A 13,836-nucleotide genomic window follows, 5' to 3' on the forward strand; every position below is an offset into this window, starting at 1 on the left:
CTCGCCGAAGTCGGGATAAAGCACAAGCGCACAAGGCCATACAGGCCCCAGACCAACGGCAAAGTCGAGCGGTTCAACCGCATCCTCCAGGAGGAGTGGGCCTACGCCAAGGCCTATAGCTCAGAAGCCGAACGCCAAGCCTGCTATCAGGACTTCCTCGAGCACTACAATCACAGCAGGCCCCACACCGCACTCAACGGCGCCTCACCGGCAAGCCGCGTCACCAACGTACCGGGTTAGTACAGCTAGTCCGCCCCTGTGGGGAAGCGCGAACGGACACTTAAGCCCCGGGGCTCAAGTGTCCGTTCGCGCTTCTTGAGGGCTTAAGTGTCCGTTCGCGCAGAGTACGACGGCGGCGCCCCGGGCGGGCTGGCCCCCAGCAACGGCAGCATCACCTCGTCCACCACCTGCACCAGATAATCGTCCTCGATGGGCGCGGCCGAGAAGATGAATCTCTGCCGGAGCAGGGCGGGGCCCGCCTCGATTTTGCATGCCGTGGCCAGGGCGGGGTCGCATTCGCCCCGGGCCACGGCTTGCTCGACGATGGCGTGCATGACCTTGACGACGTTGCCTCGCGCGTAGTCGTGGATTTCCGCGGCCACCGCGGGGTTCTGGAGCGCCTCGCCCAGCAGCCCGCGCATGGCCTGCCCCACCACTCCTTGCAGTTGCTGCGCCACGTGCCGCAGGAGTGCCAGGGCATCTCCGCGCAGGCTTCCGGTGTCGGGGGCGGACGCGGGGCTGGGCATCGCATCGTAGGCTGCCTCCAGCACCAAAGCCGCACGTCCGGGCCACCGCCTGTAGAGCGAGGCCTTACTGGCCCGGGCGCGCTCGGCCACACTGTCCATGGTCAGCGCGGCATACCCTGATTCGGCAATCTCCGCCCGGACCGCTTCGAAGATGGCGCTGTTCAGGGCCGCTCCGCGGCGGCGCGGCAGCTTTCGGTGGTCCTGGAGCTCCGGCATCTCAAGCCCCGTCCGGCGTGGGCGCGGACAGGACCGCTCCGGCGGTTCCGTCCACAAGTACGCGCTGCCCGTCGGCCAGGGTGCTGGTACCTGAACCGGTGCCCATGACGGCCGGAATTCCATACTCCCTCGCCACAATCGCCGCATGCGAGCCGAGCCCTCCGGTGTCCACCACCACCGCGGCGGCCCGCTGGAACAGGGGTGTCCAGGACGGGTTTGTATACGGGCAGACCAGGATCTCGCCACTGCGCAGCTGGCCGAACTCGGCAGGTCCACGGATCACCCGCACGGGCCCGCTCGCCTGGCCGCGGCTGGCTGGCGTTCCGGTGACGAGGGCATCTTTCACACGGCGGTTCCGGCCAAAGAGCAAAGCCGGATCCAGCAACGGGATCCCCTCCAGCTCGCGCCGCTTCGCCGCCCGCGCCAGCACCACCGGACGGAAACGCTCCCGGACGGAAGCTGGCAGCGCCCCGCCGTCGTCCGTGTCCGTGATGGAGGCCAGCTCCTCGAAGCGCAGGTGGTAGACGTCGTGCGCCTCGTCGACCACGCCGGCAAGCACCAGGCGGCGGCCGAGCTCCCGGTGCGCTCGGCGCATCGGCGGAATGACCTTTGTGGCGTAGAAGTGGCTGTCCTCGCGGAACGCCATTCCGCTGCGTGCGGACCCGACGGCGGCCAGCACGCTCCGGCGCAGGGGCTCGAACCGGAGCAGAGGGTGCCTCCTCAACTCGGACAGCGCCATCCCGGTCTGGTCCACCGCCTGGAGCCGCTCGCCGAACATGGCCTTCACCAGCCCCAGCACCACTTCCGGTGCATCGGACCAGGTGGGCGCACTGCTCAGGACAACGCTGATGGTTTCACGGTGCCCGTATTCGAGCAGGAACGCTTTGAAAGCCTCGCGGAAGGCGACGTGCTCGGGTTCCTTTTCCACCACCTCCAGCAGCCGGCCCGGGTCCGACTCCGCAAAGGCGCGTGCCAGTCCGGGATCCTCGGCGGCAATCGCGGCCAGCTGTTCAAGAGCGCGGTTCGCCTGGCTGGTCCGGGTTTCCGCCCCGGCGATCAGCGCGTCCGCCAGCTTAACTTTGCCCAGCAGCAAGAGCATCAGGCGCATTTTCAGCAACGGCACGAATACTCCGGGCAGGTAGGAGACGCGCAGATCCGTGATGCCCCGCATCGTTGCGAAGGATTCTTCCACGAGTGCGACGACGGCACGCCACCGTAACGGGCCGGGATCCTTCCCGTTCAGCTGTTCCACGTCCTCAAGGAAGGCGGAAAACCGTGGATCCTGTGTCCACATGGCCGGATTGAACTGCCTGGCGCGGCGCACCACTGACACAGGCGCGGCCAGCGTCCGGATGGTCGGGTGCGGAACCGGCGGGACGAGCCGCACCACCACGCCGTCCTCCTCCGGGAGCAGCAGCTCAACGGCTGGGAAGACCACCCCCACGCTTCCGGCCATTCGATGCAGCATGGCCAGGATTCCCCGGCTCATCCAGCCGGACACATCCAGCGGATAGGGCCGTTCCTGGAACATCTCCAGGAAAAACGGCCCCAGCCGACGTTGGAAGGGGTTGAGCATCTGCGGCTGGGGCGGCAGCGCCGTCATTGGCCGCGACTGCAGCACGTAAAGGAGTCCCTCGGAGACCGCCCATTCAATGTCCTGCGGCCGCCCGAAGTGTTGCTGTGCACGCTGTCCCAGACGGGCCAGTTCCGTCAGCTGATCCGCGGTGAGCTCCGGCCCGGTGCCCGGCGCTGCCGGGTTTTCCTGTGTGCCGCCGCCCTCGGCCGCACTGATCACCACTTCCCGGCCGCCGGGCGCAAAGCTGAGCGCCTTTCCCGTGCGGTCCAGGACATAGTGTTCCGGCGTCACCCGCCCTGCGACCACTGCCTCCCCCAGACCAGGGCTCGCGTCCACCACGATTTCACCACGCTCGCCCGTGACGGGGTTTGCGGTGAACATGACTCCGGCCGCATCGGCCGGCACCATTCTCTGCACGACGACGGCGATGGCCAGCCCGCGCGGATCGGTCCCCTGGCGCCGGCGGTATGCAACGGCCCGGTCTGTCCACAGCGAGGCCCAGCAGTCGGCGACCGCCTGGACCACGGCGTCCTCGCCGAGTACGTTCAAGTACGTGTCCTGCTGGCCGGCGAACGCGGCCCCCGGCAAGTCCTCCGCCGTGGCACTGGAACGAACCGCCACGGCTCCGCCGCCCAGCTCCGCATAGGCCGCGCCGATCTCTTGCCTCAGCTGTCCGGGAAGTTCCGTTCCCGCGAACAGGGCATGGATGGCGGCGCCGCGGCTTTCACCCTCGGCAGTGCCAATGTCCGCGCCGCCGGCGGAGTCAGCTCGCAGCAGGCCCTCCAGCGCCGCACCCACCCTTGTTTCCGCCAGGAAGGACAGGTACGCGCCGGTGGTGATGATGAAGCCCGGCGGCACCGGAAATCCCTGGCGCAGCAGCTCGCCCAGGGCAGCACCCTTTCCACCGGCGGCGGCGATGTCTCCTGCGCCGAAATCGGCCAGCGGGGAGGTGGTCTTTTCAGTCATCGGGGGCTCCTCTTTGTGTGCGGTCGGCAGGGTCTGCAGCATCGGAGTGCGCGGCGTCAGGGTCTGCAGCATCGGAGTGCGCCGTGGTCCGCAGCTCCCGCTCGGGCAGGAAGAGTGTCAGGAGGAATCCCGCGGCCAGCACCACGGCGGCATACCCGAAAACGGGCGGAAGTGCATGGCCGAACGCCTCGGCCACTGCACTGCGGTCCGCAGCAGGCAGACGCTCAAGTTCCTTGGGCGTCAGTGATTTGAGGCTCTCCCCCAATGCGGCGGCCAGCGGCGCGGGGACGGCGGCGGCGAAGCGCACGGTGATCAGGGAACCCAGAACTGCCACGCCAACAGAGGCGCCCACCTGGCGAAGAAAGGTCACGGTGGACGTGGCGGCGCCCAGGTCGCGCCGCTCCACGGCGTTCTGCACCACCAGCACCATGACTTGCATGACCAGCCCGATGCCCAGCCCGAGCAAGAGCATCGACGCCAGCACCAGCCACGGGCTGCTCCTCGAATCCATGGTGCTGAACAGCCAGGTTCCGGGAACGGCCAGCAACGTCCCGGCCACCGGGTACAGCTTGTAGCGTCCGGTGCGGGTGATCAGGGTGCCGGATACCGCCGTCGTGAGCAACACCCCGGCCATCAGGACGATCAGCACGCCGCCCGAAGCGGTGGCCGACATGCCCATGCCCACCTGCAGGAACGCCGGAAGGTAGCTCACCGTGGCGAACATGGCGAAGCCGATCAGGAAGCTGACCGCCGTCGGGACCGCGAATGCGGCGTCGCGGAACAGCGACAACGGGATGATCGGATCCGCAGTGCGGCGCGCGGCAAACAACCACCCGGCCATGGCCGCAACAGCCACCACCGCCAGGACAGGCCCCACCCAGCCCGGCCCCGAATAGCTGCCGCCGCTGCAGAGCAGGATCACGGAGACAATTGCCAGGCACAGCAAGGCCGCGCCAGCGTAGTCCACCCGCCGCCCGCGCGGGGTGTCCGGCAGCCGGAGCGTGAGCGTCACCACGGCAAGGGCGGCCAGGCCCAACGGCACGTAGAAATAGAAGATCCAGCGCCAAGAGAAGTGGTCCACCACCGCCCCGCCGGCAAGCGGACCGGCTACCGCGGCCACAATGAAGGCGGCGCCGATGATGCCAAGAAGCCTGCCGCGGTCGCGGGGACTGACAAGTTCGCCAATGATCGCCTGCGCCCCGATCATGAGCCCTCCACCGCCGATGCCCTGAATCGCCCGGTAGGCGATGAGTTCCGGCACGGTCTGCGCCAAGGAGCACAACGCCGCGCCAACAACGAAGAAGACTAGGGAGCCTTGGAGGACGCGCTTGCGCCCGAAAGCATCGCCGAGCTTGCCGGTCAGGGGCATCGCGGCCGTGGCGGCGACAAGGTAGCCGGTGATGATGGCGGACATCTGGTCCAGACCACCCAGGTCTCCGGCAACGGTGGGCAGCGCAGACGCCATGACAGTCTGGTCAAGGGCTCCCAGGAACATCACGAGCAGGATGCCAGGCAGCGCCGCCCTGACGGCAGACGGGATCCGTCTGGTGCGCTGCTGGGTGTTGCCCATAGCCCGGTCCCTCAACTTAGAGAACAACTGGTTCTCTAAAAGCTACGCCTGCCGCATGCGCGGCACAATGGCCGGGGTTCATGATCGGCTGCCATGGAACGGCCGTTTGACGCGGAAACCGCTGTTATGGAGTCATCAACGGTGAATTGACGACGGCGGCCCCCGCACCTTCCAGGGGGAAAGGTGCGGGGCCGCCGTCGTACTATTCAGGGGCCTCCGCCGCCGAGGGTTCCCTGGCTGAGCGGAGCGAAGCTAGGGAGGCGGTGGGGACCTAGCCGAGGCGGGCCTTCAGGCCCTCCAGCTCGGACTGCAGTGCCTCGGGCAGCGAGCCGCCGAAGTTGGCGAACCATTCCTCGATGGAGGCGAGTTCGGTGGCCCACTCGGCCGGGTCGACGCGGACGGCTTCTTCAACCTGGGCAGGCGTCATGTCCAGGCCCTTGAGGTCGATCGCATCGCCCGTGGGAACGAACCCGATGGGGGTCTCCACGGCGTCAGCCTTGCCTTCGAGGCGTTCGATGGCCCACTTCAGGACGCGGGCGTTGTCACCGAATCCGGGCCAGGCGAAGCCGCCCTCGGAATTGCGGCGGAACCAGTTGACCAGGAAGATCTTGGGCAGGCGCTCCGGGTTGGCCTTGGCGGACAGGTTGACCCAGTGGTTCAGGTAGTCGCCTGCGTCGTAGCCGATGAAGGGCAGCATGGCCATCGGATCCCGGCGGACAACACCAACCGCGCCGGCTGCGGCGGCAGTGGTCTCGGACGACAGGGTGGAGCCCATGAAGATGCCGTTGGACCAGCTGCGCGCCTCGGTGACCAGCGGAATGGTGGTCTTGCGGCGGCCACCGAAGAGAATCGCGGAAAGCTCCACGCCGTTCGGGCTGTGGTATTCCTCGGCCAGCATGTCGATCTGGTCGATCGGCGTGCAGAAGCGGGAGTTCGGGTGCGCAGCGGGCTTGTCCGAGTCCGAGGTCCACGAGTTGCCCTGCCAGTCGGTGAGGTGCGCGGGCACTTCCTCGGTCATGCCCTCCCACCACACACCGCCATCGTCGGTCAGCGCGACGTTGGTGAAGATGCTGTTGCCCTTGGCGATGGCGCGCATCGCGTTGGGGTTGGTACCCCAGCCGGTGCCGGGAGCAACGCCGAAGAGGCCGGCCTCGGGGTTGACGGCGCGGAGCTCGCCTTCCTTGCCGAAGCGCATCCAGGTGATGTCGTCACCCAGGGTCTCCACCTTCCAGCCTTCGATGGTGGGATCGAGCAGCGCAAGGTTGGTCTTGCCGCAGGCGGACGGGAAGGCGGCCGAGACGTAGTACGTCTTCTGCTCCGGGGAAGTCAGCTTCAGGATGAGCATGTGCTCAGCCAGCCAGCCTTCGTCGCGGGCCATCACGGAGGCGATGCGGAGGGCGTAGCACTTCTTGCCCAGCAGCGCATTTCCGCCGTAGCCGGAGCCGTAGGACCAGATGGAGCGCTCCTCGGGGAAGTGCACGATCCACTTATCCGGGTTGCACGGCCACGGCACGTCGGCCTGGCCGGTCTCGAGCGGGGCACCCAGGGAGTGCAGGGCCGGGACGAAGAACGCGTTGGTCTCCGTGATGCGGTTCAGCACGTCGGTGCCGATGCGGGCCATGATGCGCATCGAGGCAACAACGTAGGCACTGTCGGTGATTTCGACGCCGAACTTCGGATCTTCGGCATCCAGGTGGCCCATGACGAACGGGATCACGTACATGGTGCGGCCGCGCATGGAGCCGGCGAACAGTCCGCGCAGCTTCTGCTTCATCTCGGCCGGGGCCATCCAGTTATTGGTGAAGCCGGCGTCGTGCTCCTTCTCGGAGCAGATGAAGGTCTGCTCTTCCACACGGGCTACGTCCGCGGGATCAGAGAATGCAGCGAAAGAGTTGGGGAAGAGCTCCTGGTTCAGGCGCGTCAGCGTTCCTGCTGCGACGAGTTCGTCGGTGAGGCGCGTGTTTTCCTCTTCGGTACCGTCAACCCAGTGGATCCGGTCCGGCTGAGTAAGTTCTGCAACCTCTTCGACCCATGCCAGCAGGCCGGCATGTGTAGTGGGTGCTTTCTCAAGCAGCGGCAGTCGTGCGAGATCGCCCATTGCGGTTCCCTTCCTCGGGTTCAGTGGTGTGTCCTAAATGCTAGGGCTCTAGACCACTGGAATTTCTGGGCCAGAGATGGGATGTCCTCGGGGCTAAAAAGCAAAAACCGCGGAAAATCAAGGAACAGCACCCAAGGAATCGGCCCTTTTTGTGAGGAAGGTCACATAGACCGGTCTAGTCGTGTAGATTACACACGTTTCGATTTGGAACTCCGCGGCAACTCGCGTAAAGTAATTCGAGGTTCGGGGGTGAACGAAAAACTCCCGGAGCCGAGAATGCGCCCATAGCTCAGCTGGATAGAGCGTCTGTCTACGGAACAGAAGGTCAGGGGTTCGAATCCCTTTGGGCGCACAGATAGAAAGATCCGCACCGGTTCGCCGGTGCGGATCTTTTTTTGTTTCAATATGTTTCGGTTTGACGGCCGAGGGCGGCCGCCGGCCTGACCGCCCCTTCGGGTCAGGCCGCCGTCCTAGTTCTCTATTGACTCGGTGATGCGGTGACGGATGCCGTCGAAGTGGCGGTTGAGCCGTTCAGCAGCCAGGGCTTTGTCTCCATGCGCCAGTGCCTCGTAGATCCCGCGGTGCATCGCCGCCGTCTCCATCAGATCCTCGGCACCCGTGCCGACCTCGAGGTGAATTTGCCGGTACACCTTCCAGAAAACGGCGAGCAGGTTGATCAGCAGCGCGTTGTTAAGCGGCTCAAATAACCGCCGGTGGAACTCGGCGTCCGCTTCCACAAACGCCTCCCCAGCGGCAGCCAGCTCCTCCATTCGGACCACGGACTCCTCAACAGCTGCCAGCTGCCCGGAGCTCATCGCGTCCATGGCACTGCCAACCAGGCCGGATTCGAGGGCCTGCCTGACGTCCACCAGCTCCAGGGCCTCACCGCCCTTGTGCCGCAGCGACAGCCTGCCACGGAAGGTCAATCCGTCTGCCAGGGCATCAAAATTACTGGGCGCCACAAACATTCCGAATCCGTGGCGGATTTCCACAACGCCAAGCGCCTGCAGCACTTTGAGCGATTCACGGAGCGTATTCCGCCCCACGCCCAACGCCACGGCGAGCTCGTTTTCAGTGGGCAGCGGATCCCCCGCCTCGAGTTCACGTTCCAGAATGAGGTCCATGATGTCCGCCTGAAGCGCGCGGAGCCGCGCCTGGGCGCTGAACCGCGCCTGTGAAGCGACGCCTGATGTAGTCATGGGTTCCCCTAACCGAGAGTCCTGAACCACCGGACACAGTGGGTCACAGCAAACAATATTGGATGTCCCACCTACTGTTAAGCTCCCGCGCCTATCCCGGGCCTGATTGCCGGCGCCAATCTCCCAATCTTCATCCCGCCACACATCCTGGATGCCGGGCGTAGTCTGTTGCCATGACGGCGACAATTGAACGCGAATTCGATGTCATAGTGATCGGCGCGGGCGCCGTGGGGGAGAATGTCGCGGACCGCGTGGTCCAGGGCGGCCTGACGGCGGTCCTGGTCGAGGCGGAGCTGGTGGGCGGCGAATGCTCCTACTGGGCCTGCATGCCCTCCAAGGCCCTGCTGCGCCCCGGCACCGCCCTTCATGGCGCACAAACCGTTCCCGGTGCCGGAGAAGCGGTCACACGGACCCTGGACGCATCCGCCGTACTCAAGCGCCGGGACTACTTCACGTCCAACTGGCAGGATGACGGCCAGGTCAAATGGGTGGAGGACACCGGGATTGAACTGATCCGGGGCCGTGGCCGTATCACCGGCCCCCGTGCGGTGGAAGTGACGGGATTGGACGGCAAGAACTACCTCCTCTCGGCGAGGCACGCCGTCGTACTCTCCACCGGATCGGCCCCCACGGCTCCGCCGGTAGCAGGCCTGGCGGAGCTGGAGTACTGGACTACCCGTGAGGCCACCTCCGCACGCAGCGTTCCGCGCAGCCTGGTGGTCCTCGGCGGCGGGGTGGCCGGCACCGAGCTGGCGCAGGCATTCGCCCGGCTTGGTTCGTCCGTGACGCTCGTGGCGCGCGGCGACCTGCTCAGCATGTACCCGCAGGACGCCTCAAATCTGGTGCTGGCCGGCCTCCGCGCGGACGGTGTGGACGTCCGCCTCAACACCGGCACTGAGCGGGTCAGCAAGAACGACGACGGCTCGGTCACCGTGGATCTGGCGGACGGCAGCAGCGTCAGTGCCGAGAAGCTGTTGGTGGCAACCGGCCGCCATGCCGCCCTGGACGGATTGGGGCTGGAAGCCGTGGGCCTTGGCGCCGACGGCAAAGTACCGCCGCTGCGCACGGACACCACCGGGCTGGTGGAGGGCATCCACGCCGACAGCAGCGACGGCGGCAACAGCCCGTGGCTCTATGCGGTGGGGGACGCGGCCGGCAAGGTCATGCTGACGCACCAGGGCAAATATTCGGCACGCGCCACAGGCGACGCCATCGCCGCGCGGGCCAAGGGTGAGCTGCACGGAACGCCGGCGCCGTGGAGCCGCTTCGCGCAGACCGCCAACGACCATGCCATTCCCAATGTGGTGTTCACGGATCCCGAGCTCGCCAGCGTGGGCCGGTCCGTCCGGCAGGCGGAGAAGGACGGCTACAACGTCTCCTCGGTGGAACTCCCCATCAACGTGTCCGGCTCCTCGCTGCATTCCGAGCACTACGAGGGCTGGGCGCAGCTGGTGGTGGACGAGGACCGGAAGGTGCTGCTCGGTGCCACGTTCGCGGGCCCGGACGTGGCCGAGCTCCTCCATGCCGCCACCATCGCCGTCGTAGGCCAGGTGCCCCTGGACCGGTTGTGGCATGCGGTGCCGTCCTACCCCACCATCAGCGAGGTGTGGCTTCGGCTGCTCGAGGAGTACGGCCTCTGACTGCCTGGTCACATCCGCCGCATTCTATTTGAACTGACCAGTCAGTTCAGTTAGCCTTGAAGCAGAAACCCTCTGCGAAAGGCTCCAATGCTCTCGGTTCGACAGCTTCACGTGAAAGGCCGGCGGGATGACCTCCTCCCGCCGACTTCACTCCAGGCCCGGCGGGGCGAGCTGGTTTTGGTCACCGGCGCCGGCCAGGATCAGAGAACTGCGCTGGCACTCACACTGAGCGGACGCATGAAACCGTCGTCCGGCGGGCTCCTCTGGGACAGCGTGGCGAAGACCAAGCACATTCGGCTGGCCAGCTCCCTGGTGGACGCCCCCGGGGTCAATGAACCCGAGCAGCACCTGAGCGTGCGCGATCTCGTCACCGAGGACCTGGCGCTGATCCCCCGGCGCTACCGCGGTGCGCTGCTCAGCAAACCGTGGCTCAAAGTCAACCGCTTCGAGGACATCGCCGGCCTGTGGACGGAACAGCTGGCCCCTGCCAGGCGCATCGAACTGCTCACTGCCCTCTCGCTCGCCAACCCGGACACCGACCTCCTGGTGGTCGACTCCCCCGACCGCCACAGCGCTGACACCGCAGACTGGCTGCCGCGGCTTCAGGAGCTGGCGTACGACGGCGGCCGGCACCTCGCCGTCGTCGCCACGGTCGCTTCCCTCCCGGACAACTGGACCGGCCCCGCCGCGGTGATCGGCAACGCCGTCCCCCGCCCTCCCCTTGACAAGAGTTTTTGTCCAGATAACGCGGGCAAAACGGCCCCGAAGTCCCTTGATGTGGACAAAAACTCCAGCCCCGAAACCGAAACAGAGGACGCAAAGTGACTGTGCTGCGGCTGGCCCGCTCCGAACTCAAGCGCATGACCGGCGGGCTGCTGCCCAAGCTGACCATCATTGCCCTGACCATGGTGCCGTTGCTTTACGGGGCGGTGTATCTCTACGCCAACTGGGATCCGTACAGCAACCTGGACCAGATCGACGCCGCACTGCTGGTGGAGGACACCGGCGCCACGTCCGGCGACGGAACACAGCTGCATGCCGGCCAGGATGTAGCCGACAGCCTCATCGACGGTCACGTGTTCAACTGGCAGCCGGTCGATTCCGCAGAGAAGGCCGATGAAGGAGTCAGCAGCGGCAAGTACGCCTTCGCCCTCAAAATTCCCAAGGACTTCTCCTCGAACCTTGCCTCCCCCGGCAGCTTCGACGCAGCCAACCAGGCGATGCTGAACGTGACCACGAACGACGCCAACAACTACCTCCTGAGCACCATCGTGGACAAGCTGACCACGGCCGTCCACTCGAGCGTCGCGAAGGAAGTGGGCGAGGAAACCGCCAACCAGCTGCTCACCGGGTTCGGCACCATCCACACCCAGATGGTCAAGGCAGCGGACGGCGCCGGCCAGCTTTCCGACGGCGTGACCAAGCTCCACGACGGCACCGTGGCCCTCCACGACGGCACCACGCAGATGAGCAGCGGGGCCGATGAGCTCTACGGCGGCCAGCTCAAGCTGCGCGACGGCGCCAACCAGCTGAACGCCGGCGCGGCACAGCTGAGCGACGGACTCGGCCAGCTCGAGGACAAGACGGGCTCCCTGCCAGCCGATTCGCAAAAGCTGGCCGACGGCGCCGCCCAGGTGGCCGCCGGAAACGCCACCCTGAACACCAAGGTGCAGGACGTCGTCGGGCAATTGAACACGGCGGACCAGGGGCTGCGGACCCGGGTTGTCGAGTCCAACAGCAGGCTGATGGCTGCCGGGATCATCACCCAGGCCCAGGCGGACAGCATTCTTGCGGACTTTGATGCGGCTGCTGCCTCCGGACCTGTCGCGGACGCCAAGGCCAAAATCCAGTCCGATGCGGCGCAGATCCAACAGCTTGCCGACGGTTCGGCTGCAGTGAGCGCCGGTGCCGCCAAGCTGGCGGCCGCCACACCCGCCCTGACGGGCGCCATCTCCCAGGCGTCCGCAGGAGCCGACCAGCTCCACACCGGATCATCCGCACTGGCGGCCGGCGAGCAGAGTGCCGTTGACGGCGCCGCGAAGCTCGCCGAAGGCGCCCGGACGCTCGACGGCGGCGCGGCGCAGCTTGAGGACGGCGCGGCAACGGCCGCCGGCGGAGCTGGCACCCTTGCCTCGGAGCTGGCCAAGGGCGCGGGGCAGGTCCCCAATCCCGACGATGACCAAAAGGACAGCCTCGCCAAGGTCATGGCCGATCCCGTGGCCGTCAGCAACGTCTCCCAGGCGAAGGCCGGGTCCTATGGGGCCGGCCTCGCACCGTTCTTCCTGACCCTGGCACTGTGGATCGGCATCTTTATGCTCATCCAGGCTATGCGGCCCGTCACGCAGCGGGCGCTGGCGTCCAACGCGCCGTCATGGAAGATCGCCGTGGGCGGCTGGCTTCCCTTCCTGGCTGTCTCCGTTGTCCAGGCGAGCCTGCTCACTCTCGTAGTGGACCTGGCGCTAGGCCTGAACCCCGCGCACCCGGTGCTGATGTGGCTGTTCATGCTTGCGGCCGCCATGGCATTCAGCGCCATCATCCAGGGCATCGTGGCATTGCTTGGTTCACCCGGGAAGCTCGTGGTGCTGATCCTGCTGGTGCTTCAGCTGGTGTCCTCGGGAGGCACCTTCCCCTGGCAGACCACGCCCCAGCCGCTGCACGTGGTGCATGAGGTCCTCCCGATGGGCTACGTTGTCACCGGGATGCGGCACCTGATCTACGGCGCGGACCTGTCGATGATCCTGCCCACCGTGGCCGGCCTGCTTGGCTACACTATGCTGGGGGCCGCGCTGTCAACGCTGGCCGTCCACAAGCACAAGTTCTGGACCCTGAAGTCCCTGAAACCGGAGATCGCCGTATGAGCATGCCGGAAGCCGGCGACAAGAAACTCCGCCCCGCCCGCACCAATGCCACCAAGCAAAAGCTGTTCGAAGCCTCCATGGAACTCATCGGGGAACGTGGTGCGGCCGGCGTCACGGTGGACGAGATCGCTGCGGCCGCCGGCGTTTCGAAGGGGACGGTCTATTACAACTTCGGCAGCAAGTCCGACCTGATCGCCCAGCTGCTGCGCCACGGCGTGGACATCCTGCTGGCCAGGCTGCTGAGCGTAAAGGACTCCTCCGCTGACCCGCTGGCCGCCATGGACGAGATGATCGGCCAGGCCATGGACTTCATGGCCGAGTACCCCTCCTTCGCCAGGCTGTGGGTCAGCGAGAACTGGCGGACCCCCAGCGAATGGCAGGACACCTTTGCCGAGCTTCGCGGCCGCCTGCTGGAAGTGATCGGCGCCGCGATCGAGGGCGTGGCCGGACGGTACGACGTTGACGAATCCATCTCCCGAGGCAGCCTGGAGACCGCCATCTTCGGAGCCTGCTTTGTGGTGGGCCTGGACCGCCAGACGTACAACCCCGAGCGCACGCGCGAACAAAGCGTTGCAGCAATCATGGCAATCATGCGTGGCTACGTCAGGAAGTAGCACGCATCGGGGAAGATTAGTCACATGCGCCACATGGGTAACAGTGGAAGACTAGCCATCGTTGCGGCCTTCGCCGCTGCGGGCCTTCTGGTGCTCACCGCGATCACGCTCGAAGAGGCAGTGATGTACGCGTTCCTCGGAGCCGTGGCCGTGGGATACCTTGCCTGTGTCGTCCAGGTGGTGGCCCGGCGACGAAACGTGGCCCTGCTGGCGGGAGGCGTGGGAACCAGCCTGTTCATCGGTTTCGCCATTGCGTTCCTGCGCATGTGGGGGCTCGCCTTCACCGCGGAACCGGATTCGCTGGGCACGGCTGTGACCACGCAGGACTCCGATATCTACTTCTACCTCGCTGC

Annotated in this window: 10 protein-coding genes and 1 tRNA gene; 6 read left to right on the plus strand and 5 right to left on the minus strand. The window is 66.3% G+C overall.

The genetic code is table 11. From position 1 onward, the window contains the following. On the plus strand, positions 1–240 hold a 240-nt coding region (locus tag AC1DRE_RS18455; protein ID WP_476985972.1), incomplete at its 5' end, for an integrase core domain-containing protein. Between the two features lie 83 nt (positions 241–323). Here the strand turns inward: AC1DRE_RS18455 and AC1DRE_RS18460 are convergent. From AC1DRE_RS18460 to AC1DRE_RS18475, 4 genes are all read right to left on the minus strand, one after another. Next, on the minus strand, positions 324–962 hold the full coding sequence (locus AC1DRE_RS18460; protein ID WP_476985973.1) for a TetR/AcrR family transcriptional regulator: 639 nt from the start codon (positions 960–962) through the stop codon (positions 324–326). A gap of 1 nt (position 963) precedes the next feature. Then, on the minus strand, positions 964–3,504 hold the full coding sequence (locus AC1DRE_RS18465; protein ID WP_476985974.1) for a PEP/pyruvate-binding domain-containing protein: 2,541 nt from the start codon (positions 3,502–3,504) through the stop codon (positions 964–966). Next, positions 3,497–5,074 (minus strand): MFS transporter, encoded by a 1,578-nt coding sequence (locus AC1DRE_RS18470; RefSeq protein WP_476985975.1) that lies wholly within the window; start codon positions 5,072–5,074, stop codon positions 3,497–3,499. Before AC1DRE_RS18470 ends, AC1DRE_RS18465 begins: the two co-directional genes overlap by 8 nt. A 271-nt stretch (positions 5,075–5,345) precedes the next feature. Then, positions 5,346–7,172, minus strand: coding sequence for a phosphoenolpyruvate carboxykinase (GTP) (locus tag AC1DRE_RS18475; RefSeq protein ID WP_476985976.1), 1,827 nt, complete (start codon positions 7,170–7,172; stop codon positions 5,346–5,348). A 278-nt stretch (positions 7,173–7,450) separates the two neighbouring features. On the opposite strand from AC1DRE_RS18475, the gene AC1DRE_RS18480 reads away from it, so the two are divergent. Next, positions 7,451–7,524, plus strand: a tRNA-Arg gene (locus AC1DRE_RS18480). 118 nt (positions 7,525–7,642) lie between these two features. On the opposite strand, the gene AC1DRE_RS18485 is transcribed toward AC1DRE_RS18480, so the two are convergent. Then, entirely contained in the window at positions 7,643–8,371 is a 729-nt protein-coding gene (locus AC1DRE_RS18485) for a FadR/GntR family transcriptional regulator (RefSeq protein ID WP_476985977.1), read from the minus strand. Between the two features lie 173 nt (positions 8,372–8,544). Here AC1DRE_RS18485 and AC1DRE_RS18490 point away from each other — a divergent pair, with 173 nt between their 5' ends. The 4 genes from AC1DRE_RS18490 to AC1DRE_RS18505 all read left to right on the plus strand — a co-directional run bounded on the left by AC1DRE_RS18490 (position 8,545) and on the right by AC1DRE_RS18505 (position 13,483). Next, positions 8,545–10,011, plus strand: a complete 1,467-nt coding sequence (locus tag AC1DRE_RS18490; protein ID WP_476985978.1) for a dihydrolipoyl dehydrogenase family protein — start codon at positions 8,545–8,547, stop codon at positions 10,009–10,011. An 87-nt stretch (positions 10,012–10,098) separates the two neighbouring features. Beyond that, on the plus strand, positions 10,099–10,836 hold the full coding sequence (locus AC1DRE_RS18495; RefSeq protein ID WP_476985979.1) for an ABC transporter ATP-binding protein: 738 nt from the start codon (positions 10,099–10,101) through the stop codon (positions 10,834–10,836). Continuing rightward, on the plus strand, positions 10,833–12,869 hold the full coding sequence (locus tag AC1DRE_RS18500) for a YhgE/Pip family protein (RefSeq protein WP_476985980.1): 2,037 nt from the start codon (positions 10,833–10,835) through the stop codon (positions 12,867–12,869). The genes AC1DRE_RS18495 and AC1DRE_RS18500 overlap by 4 nt, the downstream gene beginning before the upstream one ends. Then, positions 12,866–13,483: a TetR/AcrR family transcriptional regulator gene (locus tag AC1DRE_RS18505; RefSeq protein WP_476985981.1), complete on the plus strand. Its 618-nt coding sequence runs from the start codon at positions 12,866–12,868 to the stop codon at positions 13,481–13,483. Before AC1DRE_RS18500 ends, AC1DRE_RS18505 begins: the two co-directional genes overlap by 4 nt. Positions 13,484–13,836: the final 353 nt, after the last annotated feature.

This window comes from Arthrobacter sp. P4_H3 (genome assembly GCF_056400885.1).